Genomic DNA, 17,267 nt, shown 5'->3' on the forward strand with positions numbered 1-17,267 from the left:
CCATGGCCACTGAAACGGACACGGCCTTGGTGCGGCCGGGCATCGCCCAGCTCTTTCTGGGCTTCCTCCTCCTGGGCCTGACCGGTTTTGGCGGCGTGCTGCCGCTGGCACGGCGCATGATGGTGGAGGACCGGCGCTGGCTCAGTCCGGCGGAGTTCAGCGACCTGCTGGGCCTCTGCCAGTTCCTGCCGGGCGGCAACATCATCAACATGTCAGTCGCGGTGGGGCTGCGCTTCCGGGGGGCGGCGGGAGCGGTCGCGGCGCTGCTCGGGTTGATCGCGGCACCAACGGCCATCGTTATCCTGCTCGGGACCATCTACGATCAGTATTACGACGATCCGCAGGTGCGGCATTTCTTTGCCGGGCTGGCGGCGGCGGCGGCGGGGCTGCTGATCGCGGTTTCGGTGAAGATTGCCGTGCCGCTGCGCGGTAAATGGCCCGGCATCGGCGTGGCCTGTGCCGGCTTCCTGGCCATCGCCATCCTGCGCCTGCCTTTGCTGCCCACCATGCTGGTGCTGGCGCCGCTCAGCATCCTGGCGCATGTGCGGCTCGCACGATGACAGGAACGCTCGCCGCCCTGGCGCTGATCTTCACCCAGCTCTCGCTGCTGGCCTTCGGCGGCGGCAACACCATCCTGCCCGAGATGCAACGGCAGGTGGTGGAGCTTCACCAGTGGATGTCGGCGCAGCAGTTCAGCGCGTTGTTTGCCCTGGCGCAGGCAGCGCCCGGCCCGAACATGATGGTGGTCCCGCTGGTGGGATGGCATGTGGCGGGCTGGCCGGGGCTGCTGGTCACCAGCATCGCCAAGTTCGGTCCCTCATCTCTCGTCACGGCGCTGGTGCTGCACGTCTGGAATCGCTTCCGCGAGGCTCCGATGCGGCGCACCGTGCAGGCCGGGCTGCTGCCGGTGACCGCTGGTCTGGTGGCCGCCAGCGCCGCCATCATCGTGGAGGCCACGGCGCTCAACGCGGTGCTGGCCGGCATTGCCGCCCTTGTGGCGGTGCTGAACCTGACGACGAAGCTGCACCCGCTGCTGCTGCTGGCCGCCGGTGCGTTGCTGGGCCTGACGGGGATCGGCCAGGGATAACGGGCTTCGCTTGCTTGGGCTTGTGTAACCGCCGGGCACTCCGCCGCCTTCCATTCTGCGCAAGTCACAGGAGGAGAAAGCCATGGCCGATCGGATTCCCCTGCCGGAGGAAGCCCGCGCGCCGGAGAATCCCGCCGGCCCGGATGACGGGATCCACCACCTGGCGCCGGACCTGGCCTATGCCAGGCTGATGATCGTCAACGTCGCCTTCCTCGGCCTGCCGGACAGCGGGGACCGGGGCTGGGTGCTGGTGGATGCCGGCCTGCCGGGCACCAAGGGCACCATCCGGGAGGCGGCGGCCCGGCGCTTCGGCAGCACTGCCCGCCCGGCCGCGATTCTGCTGACCCACGGGCATTTCGACCATGTGGGTGTACTGGAGGATCTGGCTGAAGAGTGGGATGTGCCGGTTTACGCGCATCCGCTGGAGAAGCCGTATCTGGATGGCAGCGCCGCCTACCCGCCCCCGGCGCCCGAAGTGGGCGGGGGGCTGATGGCCCGGTTGTCGCCGCTGTTTCCGCGCAAGCCCCTCGACCTTGGAGCAAGGCTGCACATGCTGCCGCAGGATGGTACCCTGCCCTTTGCGCCGGGCTGGCGCTGGTTGCACACGCCCGGCCACAGCGTCGGCCACGTGTCTTTCTGGCGGGAGGCCGACCGGAGCCTCGTGGCGGGCGATGCCGTTGTCACCACACGACAGGAATCCGCCTATGCCGCGGTGGCACAGACGCCGGAGCTGCATGGCCCGCCCGCCTATTTCACGGTGGATTGGGAGGCCGCCGCCCAATCGGCACGGCAATTGTCCACCCTGGAACCCGAAACAATGGTGGCGGGACATGGCCGGGCCATGGCGGGGCCGGCCCTGCGCAGTGCCTTGCACGAACTGGCGGCGAATTTCGAGCGCCTTGGCATGCCGGAGCGCACGCGCTACGCCGAAGCCCCCGCCCGTGCCGAGGATGGCAGCGCCTATCCGAAACCTTGAGGGGCTAGGCAAGGATCGAGGGGGGACTCCGCCCCCTCATGCACCCGGCAGGATTGTTCCCTGCGTCCGGGGGACAGCGCCGCTAGGCTTCCAGCACGATCTTGCCCAGATGCGCCCCTGACTCCTGATGGCGGAAGGCGGCGGCGATCTCCTGCATGGCAAAGGCGCGGTCGATCACCGGGCGCATGCCCGTGCCGTCAATGGCGCGGATCATCTCCCGCTGGTGACGATGGCTGCCGACGATCAATCCCTGGAGCCGCTGCTGCTTGGCCATGAGCAGCGCTGTCGGCACTTCTCCGGAACGGCCCGTCAGCACGCCGATCAGCGCGATGTGGCCGCCGATGCGGGCGGCGCGGATGGACTGCTCCAGCGTGCCGGGACCACCGACTTCGACCACCTGATCGACACCGCGTCCGCCCGTCCAGTCCTGCACTGCCCTCCCCCAGTCCGGTGTGGCCTTGTAGTTGATGGTGTGCGAAGCCCCGAGCTCGCGCATGCGCTCCAGCTTGGCATCGGAGGAGGAGGTGGCGATCACTGTCGCACCCATCATCCGGGCGAATTGCAAGGCGAAGACCGAGACACCGCCGGTGCCCAGCACCAGAACCACGTCGCCTGCCTTGAGGCCGCCATCCACCACCAGCGCGCGCCAGGCGGTGAGGCCGGCGGTGGTCAGCGTCGCCGCCTCAGGGGCCGACCAGCCCCGGGGTGCGGCGGTGAACCAGGAAGCCGGGCGCACCACCGCTTCCCGCGCATAACCGTCGATGCCGTCGCCGGGCACGGTTTTGAAGTCGCCGGTTTCGGCCGGCCCGTCCTGCCAGAGCGGAAAGAAGCAGGACACGGCATGGTCGCCCGGCGCGAAGTCGCGGACGCCCTCGCCCACTGCCTCCACCACGCCGGCGGCGTCGGACATGGGGATGCGCCCGTCCTCGGTCGGGATCGCCCCGATGGCCACGGCGTAGTCGTGATAGTTCAGCGAGCTGGCCTGCACGCGCAGGCGGATCTCACCGGGGCCGGGCGCGCGAGGCTCGGGCAGGGTTGTCCGTTCCAGGCGGTCCAGCCCGCCTGGCGCGCGCAGCTTGATGGCGTTCATCCGCTTCTCCTGATGGCCGTGTCTGGCTCGGGAGGTAGGCGGCTTTCCCGCTGGAACAAGCGAGGCCGGGGTTCAGCCCCGCATCAACCGCTGGAACAATTCGACGCCTTCGGCCAACTGCCGCACCGCCACGGCCTCGCGCGGGCTGTGGGCCGTGTCGATCGAGCCCGGTCCCAGGATCAGGCAGGGGGCCAGGGCCTGCAACTCGCTGGCGTCGGTGCCGAAAGGCTTTGTTTCGGCGCGCTTGCCCGTCGCGGCCTCGGCGGCGCGCACCAGCGGGTGGTCGGCGGGCATTTCCGGCGGCAGGCCCTGACGTGTCACCGTCAGCGCCACGCCCGCACGCTCCGCCGCCGCCTGCACCGCCTCGACAACGGGCGTGGGGTCGACCGAGCGGGAATAGCGGAACTTGATGCGCGCGGTGGCCTTGGGAACAGTCACGTTCAGCGCCGTGCCGTGATTGTCGAGGATCAGGTTGAAGTCGCTGAAGACGGGATCATAGGCCGCATCGTGCAGTGCGGGATCGATGCGCAGCCGCTCGGCGAGCGCCTTCATCTCGGCCAGGAAAGGCACCAGTGCCCAGTTGGCGTTGCGCCCGGTGCCAAGCGAGGAATGCGCCTGCACGCCTTCCGCCACCGCCACGAAGTCGATGTTGGAGCGGTGGCCGCGCACCGGCACCAGCCCGGTGGGCTCGGCCACCACGATGGCACGCGGCGCGGCGCGGCGCGCCAGGGCCGAATGCTCGGCGATCAGCCTGGCGCCCTGCTTGGTGGTTTCCTCGTCGGTGGTGAGGAGCAGGGTGGCGGGCACGCCCTCGGGCAAGGATTGCGCCGCGACGATGCAGGCCGCGACCTGCCCCTTCATGTCCGTGGAGCCCAGCCCATGCAGCACGCCATCGGCATCGATGCGGCCGGAGAAGGGGTCGGTGGTCCAGCCGGTGTCGGGCACCGTGTCCATGTGGCCTGACAGCGCGACGCCTCCCGGCGGGCCGCGATGCGCGACAATCACCTGCTTCGCCACCCCGGCAGGGTCGGTGAAGTCCAGTCGCTCGACCTCGAAGCCGCCCAGTTCGGCGGCGATGCGGTCCGCGACCGGCAGGTTGGAGACAAAGGACCGGCTGTCCAGGCGGACGAGGTCGGCGGCGAGGTGGGCAACGGCATCGGTGTGCATGGCGCAGAGCCTCCCTTGCCGCGAGGCTCAGGGCAAGACAGGCTGCGCCGCCATGCAGAACCCGGCCTATCTCGATCCCCGCAGCGGGGCCACCTTCCCGCTCCACACGCCCCTCTGGTGCGGCCCCGAGGGCCAGCCGCTGATGCTGACCGACCTGCCCGGCCTGAGCCGGGGCCAGATCGACAGCGGCACCCGCAGCCTGTGGCGCTATGCCGCCGCCCTGCCCTTTCAGCCGGCATCGCCTATCACCCTGGGCGAGGGCTGCACGCCGCTGCTACCGGGCGAATGGGATGGCCTGCCGGTCCGGTTCAAATGCGAATGGTTCATGCCGAGCGGCTCGTTCAAGGATCGCGGCGCCTCGGTGATGCTGTCGCTGCTGCGGGAACAGGGGATCGATCATGTGCTGGAGGATTCCTCCGGCAATGGCGGCGCCGCCATCGCCACCTATGCGGCGGCGGGCGGCATGCGCGCCAAGATCATGGTGCCGGAGTCGACCAGCCCGGCCAAGACGGTGCAGTCCCGCGCCATGGGGGCCGCGATCGAGCTGGTGCCCGGCAGCCGGCAGGATTGCGCCGATGCCGCCGTGGCCCAGGCCCGGGACATCTTCTACGCCAGCCACAACTGGCACCCCTTCTTCCTGCACGGCACCAAGACCCTGGCCTATGAGCTGTGGGAGGATCTGGGCTTCCGCGCGCCCGACAACATCATCATTCCCTGCGGCGCGGGCTCCAACGTGCTGGGCTGCGGCATCGGCTTCGGCGAATTGCTGCGGGCGGGCGAGATCACGCGCCTGCCGCGGCTGTTCGCGGCCCAGCCGGCGCATTGCGGGCCGATCGCGCGCGAGTTCCTGGGAATGCCGCCTGAAGAGGCGCGCCCCACCATTGCCGAGGGGACCGCCATCGCCCAGCCCATCCGCGCATCCGAAGTGATGGGCTTCCTGCGCGAGAGCCAGGGCGGGGCCGTGCTGCTGGAAGAGGAGGAGATCGTCGCCGCCACACGTGGCCTGGCGCGGCGCGGCCTTTATGCCGAGCCCACCTGTGCCCAGGCGGCGGCCGCCTTCGGCCGGCTGGTCGCCGATGGCACGATCGGCCGCGACGAGGTGACGGTGGTGGTGCTGACCGGCACCGGGCTGAAATCCACCCAGCGCCATGCCGAGCTGCTGGGGCTTTCCCTGTGAGCGGCCCGCGCATCGCCCTGCTGGGCTTTTCCATCGAATGCAACCGCTTCGCACCTCCCGCCGCCGAGGCCGATTTCCGGGCCCGCTGCTGGCTGGAAGGCGAGGCGCTGCTGGCCGATGCGCGCGCTCCCACCTCGCGCACGCTGGGCGAGATGCCGGGTTTCGTGCAGGCCATGGATGCAGCCGGGCCGTGGCAGCCGCGCCCCCTGCTGCTGGCCTGCGCCGAGCCCAACGGCCCGGTGCTGGAGGCCGATTTCGCCGCCATGATGGAGCGCTGGCGCGAAGGGCTGTCCGCCCTGCGCGGCACGGTGGACGGTGTTTACTGCAACCTGCACGGCGCCGGGCTGACAACGGAACGCGACGATCCCGAAGGCGCCATCCAGGCGCTGGTGCGGGAGGTGCTGGGCGACGTGCCCTTTGCGTGTTCCTACGACCTGCACGCCAATGTTTCGGACGGCATGGTGCGCGACTGCGATGCCTTTGTCGGCTACCGCACCAACCCGCATGTGGACATGCGCGCACGGGGCGTGGAATGCGCCGCGCTGCTGCGCCGGCTGCTGCTGGGCGACCGGTTCCACCGCGCCTTCCGCCGCCTGCCGATCGTTCCGCCCTCCACCAGCCTGCTGACCGCCAAGGGGCCCTATGCCGAGGTGATCGAGTTCGGCCAGGAGCGGCAGAAGCTGCTGGGACCGAAAAAGGTCGCGAACGTCTCTGTGATGGGCGGTTTCGCCTATGGCGACACGCCCTTCAACGGCTTCGCCATCATTGTCACCGGCCCGGACCGCATGGCCTGCGAGGCTCTGGCCGACCAACTGGCCCGTGACGCCTGGGCAAAGCGCGACCGCTTTGTGGCCCGGCTGACGCCGTTGCCCGAAGCCGTGCAGCGGGCGCTCTCCACAGAGGTGCCGCTCTGCTTCGCCGATGTGGCGGACAATCCCGGCGGCGGCGGCGGCGGCAACACCATGCATATCCTGGCCGCCTTCCATGAGGCGGGGGTGGCGGAGACGCTGATCGGCATCATCCACGACCCCGCTTTGGCGGCGGAAGCCCACGCGCTGGGGCTGGGCACAGGCTTTGCCGCCCGTTTCAATCGCGCCCCGCGCGACAGCTTCGCGCACCCCTTCGCCGCGCAGGCCGAGGTGGTGGGGCTGTCCGATGGCCGGGTCACCGGGCGCCGCGGCCTTTATGCGGGCAACATCGTGGAACTGGGGCCAACGGCGGCGCTGCGGCTCGGCGGCATCACCGCGGTGGTCGTCAGCAACCGGGCGCAGTGCGCCGATCCGGTGTTCTTCGAGCATCTGGGGCTGGATGTCGGCGCCGCGCGCTGCGTGGTGGTGAAGTCGCGCGGGCATTTCCGCGCCGGCTTCGACGAGTTCTTCTCGCCTGGCCGGATCATCGAGGTGGATGCGCCCGGGCTGACCTCGCCCGATCTCGCCCGCTTCGCCTGGAAGAAGCTGCCGCGGCCGCTGCTGCCGCTGGATGCGTCGGCGCGCTGGCCGTGATCCTCGGGGCAGCCATGCCTTTCATTTGGCCCCCGTGACCTCGGGCGCCATTGGTATCATATAACGGGCCAACGAACCCGCCCGACCCACTCCGGCAGGAAGGCCAAGCCCCATGAGCGATACCGCCAGCGACACCGTTCCCGTGACCGTCCTCACCGGCTATCTCGGGGCCGGCAAGACCACGCTGCTGAACCGCATTCTCAGCGAAAACCATGGCAAGAAATTCGCCGTGGTGATCAACGAGTTCGGCGAGCTGGGCGTCGACAACGACCTCGTCATCGACGCCGACGAGGAAGTGTTCGAGATGAACAATGGCTGCATCTGCTGCACCGTGCGTGGCGACCTCGTGCGCATCCTGGGTGGCCTGATGAAGCGGAAGGGCAGGTTCGACGGCATCATCGTCGAGACCACCGGCCTGGCCAATCCCGCCCCCGTGGCGCAGACCTTCTTCATGGACGAGGATGTGAAGCGGGCGACCCGCCTCGACGCCATCGTCACCGTGGTGGACGCCAAGAACCTCATTGCCCGGCTGGAGGACAGCAGCGAGGCGGAGGAGCAGGTCGCCTTCGCCGACGTGATCGTGCTGAACAAGATGGATCTGGTGAGCGAGGAGGAGGCAGCCGAAGTGGAGCGGCGCATCAGGGCGATCAACCCCTATGCCGAGATCCGCCGCGCCACCAAGTCCGACGTGCCGGTGGAGGCGGTGATCGGCCGCGATGCCTTCAAGCTGGAGCGCATCCTGGAGCGCGAGCCGGACTTCCTCGAATCCGACGAGCATGAGCACAATGACGATGTGATCTCCATGTCCTTCGAAGTCAGCCAGCCGATCGACGCCGAGAAGTTCAACCAATGGATCGGCAACCTGCTGCAGAGCAAAGGGCAGGACCTGCTGCGCACCAAGGGCATCCTGGCCTACGCCAACGAGGACCGGCGCTTCGCCTTTCAGGCCGTGCACATGATCGCCGATGGCGACTTCATCGGTCCCTGGAAGGAGGGCGATCCGCGCAAGTCCAAGATCGTCTTCATCGGCCGCAACCTGAACCGGCCGCAGCTGCGTCGCGGCTTCGAAGGCTGCGTGGCCGCATGAGCGAAACGGTCAACGACGCCGATTTCCTGCTTTCCACCCGCGGCACCAGCCAGGAGCTGGGGTCCTGGGTGGCGTCGATCGCCTTCGACGAAAAGGGCAGAGGTGCCGCCGTGGCACTGTCGGACGGCACGGTTCGAATGGCCGCCATGGACGCTGAATGGCGGACCGTGGAGGCGCATGACGGTGCCGCCCTGTCCCTGGTGGCTGATGCCGGCGGCGGCTACCTGTCCGGCGGCGACGACGGCAAGCTTCTGCGTGTCTCGGCCGAGGGCGAGATCAGACAACTCGCCGATCTCGGAGCCATGAAATGGGTCGAGCACCTGGCGGTGCATTCCTCGGGCCTGCGCGCCGCGTCGGTCGGCAAGAAGGTGCATCTGTTCGGCAAGGATGGCGCGACGCTGAAGGTGCTGGAGCACCCCTCCACTGTCGGAGGCGTCGCCTTCGACACCAAGGGTAAGCGGCTGGCCGCAGGGCACTACAACGGCGCCAGCCTGTGGTTCGTGAACAGCAAGGACGACAAGGCGCGCGTACTGCCCTGGAAGGGTAGCCACCAACTCGTCAAGTTTAGCCCGGACGGCACCCATGTGGTCACCACCATGCAGGAGAACGCGCTGCATGGCTGGCGCCTGACGGACCAGCAGGACATGCGGATGTCCGGCTATCCCACCAAGATCAAGTCTTTCGACTTCACCAGCAAGGGCCGCTGGCTGGCCACAGCGGGGGCGGACTGCATCGTGCTGTGGCCGTTTTTCGCCGGGGGGCCGATGGGCAAGCCGCCAGTGGAGCTGGCTGGAGGCGACAGCGTGATCTGCACCCAGGTGGCGTGTCACCCGCAGCACGAGGTGGTGGCGGCAGGCTTCCAGGATGGGCTGGTGCTGATGGCCGAGATCGGCTCTGGCAAGATCGTTCCCGTGGCGGCTCCCGGGCGCGGCGCGGTATCGGCGCTGGCCTGGAACCCGGCCGGTACGCAACTTGGCTTCGGCACCGAGACGGGCTTCGCCGGACTTGTGGATCTGTCGAAGCGGTAGAACAAGGCCAGGGCGGCCACCATGCCGCCCTGCTCCGCATCCCGATGGGTCGCACATCGCGTCCTGTGCCGGCATCGCAAGAAGAACCGCACCTTTCTCGGTGTACCACTCGGCGCCACTCAGGACACGCGGCAGGCGACGCTATGGCCAGCTCTGCAACGGCAAAGAACTCGTCGGATTTTACTGAGCTTAAGCTTGGCCGCATAGTTTTATGGGGTCGGGGTGTTGCCTGCTGCTACATTCGTGAATTGAAACTCTTGTGATAAATCGCCTTTAAGTTGTAAGAAACCTGAAAGTTCTTCCTTAAGGTGAGTGGTCAGAGATGGAATTTGTCCTCAACAATCTGAGCCGCCCGCGAATGTTCGGCGCTGCGGCCGTGGCAATGGGCCTGATGGCCGTGGCCCTTCCGGGCCAGCAGGCCCGGGCGCAGAACGCAACTGCAACCTCGACCATGCAGATCACGGCCACAGTGCTGAAGCTCTGTGCCGTGACCGCCACCAACCTGGCCTTTGGCGATTACACTCCCACCGAGGCCAAGGATGGTCAGGCCGAGTTGCAGGTGCTCTGCACAACCAACACGCCCTTCAACGTCGCGCTCAACCTTGGCACAGCCACCACCGCCGCGGCGCGGGTGATGGCCGGCACTGTTGCCGGTTCGACGCTGAACTACGCCTTGTACCGGAATTCCGGCCGTACGGATGTGTGGGGCGATGCGGCAGGCACCGACACCTTTTCCGGCACCGGCACGGGCACCACACAGACCATTCCCGTTTACGGCCGCATTCCCGCCAATCAACGCCCCCAGCCCGGCCTCTACACCGACACGGTGACCGTCACCTTGACCTACTGAGGAAGGACGCCGTCATGCTCACGCGGAAACGTCTTCTTGCCACGCTTTGCGCGCTTGCCCTGGCGGGTCTGTCCGGCCATCCCGCCTCGGCCGGCTCCCTGGAGGTATCGCCCGTATCGACCGACATGGCGCCCGGTCAGCAATCCTCCATCGTGACGGTGACCAATCGCGAGCCGCATCCGACCTCCGTGCAGGTGCGGGCCTTCGCCTGGTCGCAGGATCGCCGCCACGACACGCTGACGCCAACGCAGGATCTTCTTGTCAGCCCGCCCGTGTTTCAGCTCGCACCCGGTGCCTCGCAGGTGGTGCGGCTGGTGCTGCGGCGCACGCCCAACGACGCCGAGCGCGCTTTCCGCCTTCTGGTCGATGAGATTCCGGGCCCGGCGCAGGAAGGGCAGCAGGTGCGCTTCGCCCTTCGGCTGTCGCTGCCGGTGTTTGCCCATTCCACCAACACCGGGCGGGCCGAGCTCGACTGGCGCATCATGCCGGACGGTGTTCTATCGGTGACCAACCGGGGCACGCGGCGAGCTCAGCTCGCGGGCCTGACCCTGGCCGGCCCCGGCGGTGCGCGCATGGCACTGGCCGAGCCCGAAAACCCCTATGTTCTTCCCGGCGTAGACCGGCACTGGCAGCTCCGCGGCGCGGTGCCAAGGCCCGGCTCGGTGCTGCGCGCCAGCGGCGTGGGCGAGGCAGGGCAGTTTGCGGTCGACATTCCTGTCGCGGCCAGCCGGTAGGCGTCGGCGATACGGGCTTTCGGGGGCATTGACCGGCCTGCTGGCCTTCTGGGCTATCGGGCCGGCCTTGGCGGCGGAGCGGGTCATGCTGCTCGACGTCGTGGTGAACGGCCAGAGCCGTAACACCATCGGCACTTTTACCGAGCGGGATGGCGTTGTGGCGGCCCGGGCGGTGGATCTGGGAGAGCTGGGCATTGTCATCCCTTCCGGAACCGCCGCGCCGGAGGCCGAGATCCCGTTGCGCAGCCTGCCCGGCGTGAGCTTCTCCATCGACGAGCCAAACCAGCGCATCAGCTTCACCGCCGATGACCGTGCGCTGCTGGCCGCTGAACTTGGCGCCGCTTCCGCCGCGAGGGCTGCCACGGCGTCGGTCGCCGAGAACCGCTTCGGCGCCCTGGTCAACTACGACATCAATGTGACCTCTTCCGCCGGCCGGACCCTGGGCGCCGGCTATTTCGATGGTCGCCTGTTCGGCCCGCCCGGCGTGCTGAGCACCAATTTCCTGGGTTATACCGAGAGCGGCCCCTATGCGGAGCCGGTGGTCCGCCTCGACAGCACCTTCGTGCGGGAGAATGAGGGGGCGCTGCGCCGCTATGAAGTGGGCGATTTCATTGGCGGCGGACTGGGTTGGACCCGGCCTGTGCGGCTAGGCGGGGTGCGCGTGTCCAGCGATTTTGCGCTGCGCCCGGACCTTGTGACCTTTCCCGTGCCGGTGGTCACCGGCTCGGCCGCGGTTCCGTCCACGGTGGACGTGCTGGTCAACGGTGTGCAGCAGCTTTCCACCTCCACCGGCACGGGCCCCTTCGTGATCCGGCAATTGCCGGTGGTGACCGGGGCTGGGCAGGTGGCCGTGGTGCTGCGCGATGCTCTGGGCCGGGAAACGGTGAGCAGCCTGCCCTTCTATGCATCCTCCGCCCTGCTCGCGCCTGGGCTGCTGGCCTATTCCGCGGAGCTCGGCTGGGTGCGGCGCAATTACGGCTTGGTCAGCAATGACTACGGTACCCCCGTCGCCATGGGCACGGCACGTTTCGGCGTGAATGACTGGCTGACGGTGGAGGGCCATGCGGAGGGCGGCAGCCGGCTGGCCATGGGTGGGGGCGGCGTGGTGCTGGCCCTCGGCGGCTTCGGCGTGCTGTCGGCCGCCGTTGCGGCCAGCCAGGCCCAGGGCGAGCGTGGCGAGGATTCCGGCTGGCAGGCAAGCTTCGGCTTTGAGCGGGTGACAACGGGAATCAGCTTCGGTGCGTCGGTCACCTGGGCCAGCCGCGGCTTCGCCGATGTTGCGGCGCTGGACGGATCTTCCTATCCCCGCAGCATCGCGCGGGCTAGCCTGTCCCTGCCTGTGGCGGGCGGATCCTTCGCCATGGCCTTCGCGGGCGTGGAACGCGACACCGGCCTCCAGCGGCCACGCCAGGGCGAGAGGGAGCTGCAACTTCCTGGTGCGGCCATTCTGTCAGCCACTTATTCCCGCACCCTGTTCGGCAACGTGACGCTCTACGGCACCGCCTTCACCGACATGTCCGGGCAGGGCGGCACCGGCGCGCTGTTCGGTGTGACCTTTCCGTTCGGCCAGCGCAGCACGGCATCGGCCAATGCGTCGCTCGATCAGGGGCGGGGCTATGGCGGCGTGCAGATGTCGCAGGGTGCGGTCACGACGGGCGATTTTGGCTGGCGTGCCTATTCCTCGGCGGGCGGCATCACCCGCCAGCTCGCCGAGGCCGAGTACAAGGCCTCCACCGGGCGGATCATGGCCGGCATCGACCAGTTCGGGCCCGATACCGCACTGCGCGGCGGGCTGCGCGGGGCGATCACCACCATTGGCGGCGGCACCTACCTGTCCGACACAGTGCAGAACAGCTTCGCGGTGGTGGATACCGGCGGCTTGCCCGACGTCACCATCCTGCAGGAGAACCGCCCTGTCGGCCGGACCGACTCCCGCGGCCGCCTTCTGGTTCCGAATCTGAGGCCGCATGAGCGCAACCGAATCGGTGTCGCGCCGGACGACCTGCCGGCGGATGCGGTGGTGGCCGATACCACGCGCATGGTCAGCCCACGCAACCTCTCCGGCCTGGTGGTGCGTTTCCCGATCGACCGGGCGTCCAGCGCCCGCATTCGCCTTGTGGATGCCCAGGGGGTATCGCTGCCGCTCGGCAGCATTGCCACCTTGGCCACGGATGCAGGCATGCCGCCCGGGGAGCGGCTTCCCGTCGGCTATGATGGCGAGGTTTTCGCCACCGGCCTGACCCCGCGCAACCGGCTGGATCTGCGCCTGCCGGGGGGCGGGATCTGCGCCGCCGAGTTCGAGTTCACGCCGGCGCAGAACGACCTGCCACTGCTGGGACCGGTTCCATGCCGCTGACGATCCACCTTCGCCGCGCCGTGCTTGCCGTCGCCGCCTTGGCCCCCGGCTCGGCAGGCTGGGCGGCCTGCACCGTCACCGCGACCCCGATGGCCTTTGGAGAATACCGGCCGACGGCAACGCAGCCAACCGCGAGCGCCGGGTCGATCACCCTGGTGTGCAGCCAGTTGCTGACCCTGATGCCAACCTACAAGATCTCGCTATCCGCGGGCGGTGGGAGCTTTGCCGACCGGCGCATGACATCGGGCGGGTCGCAGCTGCGCTACCAGATCTATCGGGATGCGACCTATCGGCAAGTCTGGGGCGACGGCACGGCGGGAACCACGGCGCTCTCCGATACGCAACTCCTGAACCTCCTGGCAATGGGCAAGAGCTATCCGGTCTATGGTCTGATCCCTGCCCGGCAGAATGTACCGCCTGGCGTGTACGGCGACACCATCCTGGTGACGGTGACGTATTGAGCGGCCCCGTTCCCGAGCTGCCGCATTGACGGGGTCCACGGGTTGTTCCGGCGGCCGCGTCTGTCTGGAACACCCTCAGTAGATGACGGTGACCACCACCGGTCCGCCCTCGGACTCGGTAATGATCCGCGTGAAGGTGGTGTTGGGGTGCGCGGGCGCGGCGGGTTGGCTGGCCGTGCTGGTTGTGCCGGTTGCACGAACCACATGAGGCGCACTGCCTGAGCAGGACACCGTCAGCGCATCGCGGCGCGCCGCCGCCACAAGGCAGGACGGTGCTAACACGCGAGCGCTTACCATCAGGGTGGAGCGGAAATTTTCCGCCTGCGCCTCAGCACAGCCCAGAACCAGAGCCGCCGCAGCCATGATCGGTCCAGCCACTATCCCGCGCATCCGTCACCCTCTGCCAGACCCTCGCGGTACGGGAACACGATTTCAATGTCTTCGACCAGAACGAGGAGGACCATTCTGGGACACAACCGATCACATCAGCGATAGTTCAAGCGGCAACGAGGGATTGTGGTGTCAGCGGCGTTCAACGCGCGAGACAGGCTTCGACCAGCTTGCGAAAGGCAGCCGCGCGGTGGCTGATGGCATGTTTGGCTTCCGTGCCCATCTCCGCAAAGGTCCGGCTCTCGCCGTGGGGCTGAAACATGGGATCGTAGCCGAACCCCTTCTCGCCCCGCGGGGGCCAGATCCACTCGCCGGGTGCACGGCCTTCAAAGGCTTCGGTATGGCCATCCGGCCATGCCAGCGCCAGGGCGCAGGTGAACCAGGCCGTGCGGTCGGGATGCAGGCGTGCCAGGGCCTCCACCCGGTTCATGGCGGCGACGTAGTCGCGCGAGCCGTCTGGCTGCTCGGCCCAGTCAGCCGTGCGCACGCCCGGATCGCCGCCCAGCGACGCCACCGAGAAGCCGCTGTCATCGGCCAGCGCCACCATGCCAGACGCCTTTGCCGCTGCCAGCGCCTTCAGCCGGGCATTACCGATGAAGCTGGTTTCCGTTTCTTCCGGCACCGGCAGGCCCAGTTCGGCGGCGCTGACCACCTGAATGCCGTGCTCGGCCAGCAAGGCGGCATTCTCCGCCACCTTGCCGGCATTGTGGCTCGCCATGACGATGCGCCGCTCGGTGAGCGGACGACGCTCGCCGCTCACAGATGCACCGCGCGGCGCTGGGCGGCGAAAAGTTGCTCCGTTCCCTGGCGTGCCAGTGCCAGCAGCCGCAGGAAATGGTCCTCGGAGAAGGGAGCGCCCTCCGCCGTTCCTTGCAGCTCAACGATGCCGCCTTTGGCCGCCAGTACGAAATTGCCATCCGTCTCGGCGGCGCTGTCCTCGGCATAGTCGAGGTCCAGCACCGGCTCGCCCTTCCAGATGCCGCACGACACGCCGGCCACCTGGTCGCGCAGCGGGTTGCGCTTGATCACGTTCTTCAGCACGCAGTGCTCGAAGGCCTGGTGCAGCGCCACCCAGGCGCCGGTGATGGCGGCGCAGCGCGTGCCGCCATCGGCGGTCAGCACATCGCAATCGATGGTCACCGCCATCTCGCCCATGGCGCGGCGGTCCACCACGGCGCGCAGGCTACGGGCGATCAGCCGTTGGATCTCCTGGGTACGGCCGGATTGCTTGCCGCGCGCCGCCTCGCGCTCGCCCCGTGTGTGCGTGGCGCGCGGCAGCATGCCGTACTCGGCATTGATCCAGCCTTCGCCCTTGCCGCGCAGGAAGGGCGGCACCCGCGTTTCCACGCTGGCGGTGCACAACACCTCGGTATGTCCCAGGCGGATGCGGCAGGACCCCTCCGCGTGGCGTGCCGCACCCGCTTCCAGGATGACGGGGCGGAGCGCGTCGGCGGCGCGACCGGAAGGCCTTGGTGCGGGCATGGGTGGGATCCTGTGCAGTTCTCGGCGGGGCGGCAATGCGCCGGGTGGCGGCGGGCTGTCAAATGTGGGTGGCATGGAACCCTGAACCATGCGGCCGAGTTTGCACTCGCGAAGGAACAGGAGATTGCCCCATGGATGAAAACTCGACCGCCATGACCTCTACCCGGCACCATCCCGTGGCTGCCCGCGAAGAGGAACTGAACCCCGTGCAGCGCGCTGCCTACGTGACCGCCGGACTGATCCTGGCTGCCGCCGCTGCACGGCCCCGTCCGAACTGGGGGCTCTCCTTGCTGGCGCTTGGTGCCGGCAGCCTGCTGGCGTGGCATGGTGCCGAAGGGCGATGCCCGGTGAAGGGAGCCTTGGTCCGCAATGGGTTCATGCAAAGCTGAGCTCTTCAGCCTCCGGCAGGCACAGCCTCCGGAGATAGGGCGATGACGCCGCGATGCAGCTCCTCCAGACAGCTAGCCTCGGTCTGACGTTCGGTGCCGGAAGCGCGTGCGGCCGCGTAGCTGACCCGTAGCGGGCTTTGCGGCGCATCGTCCCGGTCCAGCACCACATCGAGATGGCAGAAGGTGGTTTGGTAAAGCCAGATCTGCGCGGCGCCTTCCCGGCGCCGCAGCCTGGGTTCCCCTAGATACCGGCGCAGCGCGTCAGGTGACTGGCCGAGCAGCTGTGACACGGTCAACGGCGTCTGTTGAAGGCGCGGCATAGCGGGCGCGGATGTGGGCTCCATGCCCGCCAGTCCTGCCCGATAACTGTTCAGCACCTGTTGCAGAACCGCTTGCCGGTCGAGCGCGGGCTCTTGTGCACAGGCGCTGAGCGCCAACAGCAGCGATGCGGGCAGCCAGGGGATGAACCGCATCACGGGCATTTATTGGCCAGGACCCGGCAGGACAACGAAGGCTCGTCAGCCTTCCTCAACCGTCTCCGGTGTCGGCAGATAGGTCGTCTGCGGCATGGAGTCGCTCAGCATCTCCATCCGGCCGGAAAGCTGCCCGCCCTCCTCAACCTGGAGGCGGCGGCAGCGTGCGGTGCCAAGCACCCTGCCGGAAGCACGGATCACCAGGTTGCCGCGCGCGGTGATGGTGCCGTCGAAGGTGCCGACGATCTCGGCATCCTCCACCTCGACCTCGCCGCGGAACACGCCGCTCTGGCTGATGAACAACTCGGTCGCGTGCAGCATCTGGCTGTCGATGGTGCCCTCGACCACCAGACGCTCAGCATCGGTCACCGTGCCCTGCAGGCTGATGCCGCGGCCTACCACCATGGTGCGGCGCTCGGCCGAGACTGGCGTCGGCAGGGTTGGCGCGCTGCGCGGAGCGGCGGGCATGGGGGATGGCGAGCCATGCTGCGCCCCGGCATTCACCGGCGGCCGTGGCGGCATGCCCACTCCGATCGGCGGCTGGCTGGGCTTCGGCGGCATGTTCATGGCGGCCTCCTGGCTTGGCGCGGGGCGGAAGGGCGGCACGGCCAGATCGGGGTCGCGCGCCACCGGCACCGTGGTGGGCGCGGTGTCCTCATGCTCCGCCGCGCCAGGCGCGGGGGCGTTGGTTTCTTCGCGGCGGCGGCGGAAGACGGACATTCTGCGCACCCTGTGTTGCACGGCGGGGATATTGAGGCGCATCCCGGAATGGTTCCGGAAACGTGATGCGTGCTTCCCGGCTATCATGCACCGGCCGTGACCGGCAACGGCACCGCCTGTGGAAAACGTCGCATTTCAGCATCTTCTCCCGGTTGCTCCTCCATCAGGTTGTGAAATGGGGATCTTTTTCGCCAAAAAGGCGATGCGCGGCCTCGGATGTGCCGCTCCTCCCCTGTGGGGCGCCCGCCGCCGCTATGCCCGCGTCGTGCCGGCTGCTATCGGCACGGCTCCAGGCACG

At 68.3% G+C, this 17,267-nt stretch carries 19 protein-coding genes; 12 read left to right on the forward strand and 7 right to left on the reverse strand.

Going from position 1 to position 17,267, the window contains the following annotated elements; all coding sequences use genetic code 11:
* Window positions 1–2 precede the first annotated feature (2 nt).
* From ACFOD4_RS08155 to ACFOD4_RS08165, 3 genes are all read left to right on the forward strand, one after another.
* Window positions 3–560, forward strand: coding sequence for a chromate transporter (locus tag ACFOD4_RS08155; protein WP_379595462.1), 558 nt, complete (start codon window positions 3–5; stop codon window positions 558–560).
* Window positions 557–1,087, forward strand: coding sequence for a chromate transporter (locus tag ACFOD4_RS08160; protein WP_379595464.1), 531 nt, complete (start codon window positions 557–559; stop codon window positions 1,085–1,087). The genes ACFOD4_RS08155 and ACFOD4_RS08160 overlap by 4 nt, the downstream gene beginning before the upstream one ends.
* Window positions 1,088–1,169: 82 nt before the next feature.
* Window positions 1,170–2,063 (forward strand): MBL fold metallo-hydrolase, encoded by an 894-nt coding sequence (locus tag ACFOD4_RS08165; RefSeq protein ID WP_379595466.1) that lies wholly within the window; start codon window positions 1,170–1,172, stop codon window positions 2,061–2,063.
* A gap of 82 nt (window positions 2,064–2,145) precedes the next feature.
* Here ACFOD4_RS08165 and ACFOD4_RS08170 read toward each other — a convergent pair whose 3' ends face one another.
* Together ACFOD4_RS08170 and ACFOD4_RS08175 are read right to left on the reverse strand one after the other, a co-directional pair.
* The gene (locus ACFOD4_RS08170) at window positions 2,146–3,153 is read right to left on the reverse strand and encodes a zinc-dependent alcohol dehydrogenase family protein (RefSeq protein WP_379595468.1); all 1,008 of its coding nucleotides are present in this window, start codon (window positions 3,151–3,153) and stop codon (window positions 2,146–2,148) included.
* Window positions 3,154–3,225: 72 nt separating this feature from the next.
* On the reverse strand, window positions 3,226–4,320 hold the full coding sequence (locus tag ACFOD4_RS08175; RefSeq protein ID WP_379595470.1) for a M20/M25/M40 family metallo-hydrolase: 1,095 nt from the start codon (window positions 4,318–4,320) through the stop codon (window positions 3,226–3,228).
* On the opposite strand from ACFOD4_RS08175, the gene ACFOD4_RS08180 reads away from it, so the two are divergent.
* From ACFOD4_RS08180 to ACFOD4_RS08215, 8 genes are all read left to right on the forward strand, one after another.
* Window positions 4,319–5,497, forward strand: a complete 1,179-nt coding sequence (locus tag ACFOD4_RS08180) for a pyridoxal-phosphate dependent enzyme (protein ID WP_379595472.1) — start codon at window positions 4,319–4,321, stop codon at window positions 5,495–5,497. The two genes, ACFOD4_RS08175 and ACFOD4_RS08180, sit on opposite strands and share 2 nt — an antisense overlap.
* On the forward strand, window positions 5,494–6,999 hold the full coding sequence (locus tag ACFOD4_RS08185; protein ID WP_379595474.1) for a M81 family metallopeptidase: 1,506 nt from the start codon (window positions 5,494–5,496) through the stop codon (window positions 6,997–6,999). Before ACFOD4_RS08180 ends, ACFOD4_RS08185 begins: the two co-directional genes overlap by 4 nt.
* Window positions 7,000–7,111: 112 nt before the next feature.
* On the forward strand, window positions 7,112–8,086 hold the full coding sequence (locus tag ACFOD4_RS08190; RefSeq protein WP_379595476.1) for a CobW family GTP-binding protein: 975 nt from the start codon (window positions 7,112–7,114) through the stop codon (window positions 8,084–8,086).
* The gene (locus ACFOD4_RS08195; RefSeq protein ID WP_379595478.1) at window positions 8,083–9,114 is read left to right on the forward strand and encodes a WD40 repeat domain-containing protein; all 1,032 of its coding nucleotides are present in this window, start codon (window positions 8,083–8,085) and stop codon (window positions 9,112–9,114) included. The genes ACFOD4_RS08190 and ACFOD4_RS08195 overlap by 4 nt, the downstream gene beginning before the upstream one ends.
* 322 nt (window positions 9,115–9,436) lie before the next feature.
* A complete protein-coding gene (locus tag ACFOD4_RS08200) occupies window positions 9,437–9,964 on the forward strand; it encodes a Csu type fimbrial protein (RefSeq protein WP_379595479.1) in 528 nt (175 codons plus the stop codon).
* A 14-nt stretch (window positions 9,965–9,978) separates the two neighbouring features.
* Window positions 9,979–10,698 carry a fimbrial biogenesis chaperone gene (locus tag ACFOD4_RS08205; RefSeq protein WP_379595481.1) on the forward strand — a complete coding sequence of 240 codons (720 nt, stop codon included), beginning with the start codon at window positions 9,979–9,981 and terminating at the stop codon, window positions 10,696–10,698.
* Between the two features lie 28 nt (window positions 10,699–10,726).
* The gene (locus ACFOD4_RS08210; RefSeq protein WP_379595483.1) at window positions 10,727–13,054 is read left to right on the forward strand and encodes a fimbria/pilus outer membrane usher protein; all 2,328 of its coding nucleotides are present in this window, start codon (window positions 10,727–10,729) and stop codon (window positions 13,052–13,054) included.
* Window positions 13,045–13,515 carry a Csu type fimbrial protein gene (locus ACFOD4_RS08215; RefSeq protein WP_379595485.1) on the forward strand — a complete coding sequence of 157 codons (471 nt, stop codon included), beginning with the start codon at window positions 13,045–13,047 and terminating at the stop codon, window positions 13,513–13,515. The genes ACFOD4_RS08210 and ACFOD4_RS08215 overlap by 10 nt, the downstream gene beginning before the upstream one ends.
* A gap of 75 nt (window positions 13,516–13,590) precedes the next feature.
* On the opposite strand, the gene ACFOD4_RS08220 is transcribed toward ACFOD4_RS08215, so the two are convergent.
* The 3 genes from ACFOD4_RS08220 to rph all read right to left on the reverse strand — a co-directional run bounded on the left by ACFOD4_RS08220 (window position 13,591) and on the right by rph (window position 15,387).
* Window positions 13,591–13,893: a hypothetical protein gene (locus ACFOD4_RS08220; protein WP_379595487.1), complete on the reverse strand. Its 303-nt coding sequence runs from the start codon at window positions 13,891–13,893 to the stop codon at window positions 13,591–13,593.
* Window positions 13,894–14,047: 154 nt separating this feature from the next.
* Window positions 14,048–14,623: a non-canonical purine NTP pyrophosphatase gene (locus tag ACFOD4_RS08225; protein WP_379596057.1), complete on the reverse strand. Its 576-nt coding sequence runs from the start codon at window positions 14,621–14,623 to the stop codon at window positions 14,048–14,050.
* 38 nt (window positions 14,624–14,661) lie between these two features.
* Window positions 14,662–15,387 (reverse strand): ribonuclease PH, encoded by a 726-nt coding sequence (gene rph / locus ACFOD4_RS08230; RefSeq protein WP_379595489.1) that lies wholly within the window; start codon window positions 15,385–15,387, stop codon window positions 14,662–14,664.
* A 131-nt stretch (window positions 15,388–15,518) separates the two neighbouring features.
* On the opposite strand from rph, the gene ACFOD4_RS08235 reads away from it, so the two are divergent.
* Window positions 15,519–15,776, forward strand: coding sequence for a hypothetical protein (locus tag ACFOD4_RS08235; RefSeq protein WP_379595491.1), 258 nt, complete (start codon window positions 15,519–15,521; stop codon window positions 15,774–15,776).
* A 5-nt stretch (window positions 15,777–15,781) separates the two neighbouring features.
* Here ACFOD4_RS08235 and ACFOD4_RS08240 read toward each other — a convergent pair whose 3' ends face one another.
* Window positions 15,782–16,249: a hypothetical protein gene (locus ACFOD4_RS08240; RefSeq protein ID WP_379595493.1), complete on the reverse strand. Its 468-nt coding sequence runs from the start codon at window positions 16,247–16,249 to the stop codon at window positions 15,782–15,784.
* A 45-nt stretch (window positions 16,250–16,294) separates the two neighbouring features.
* On the reverse strand, window positions 16,295–16,969 hold the full coding sequence (locus ACFOD4_RS08245) for a bactofilin family protein (protein WP_379595494.1): 675 nt from the start codon (window positions 16,967–16,969) through the stop codon (window positions 16,295–16,297).
* Window positions 16,970–17,267 lie beyond the last annotated feature (298 nt).

It is taken from the genome of Teichococcus globiformis, from assembly GCF_042646265.1.
Lineage (GTDB): Bacteria > Pseudomonadota > Alphaproteobacteria > Acetobacterales > Acetobacteraceae > Pseudoroseomonas > Pseudoroseomonas globiformis.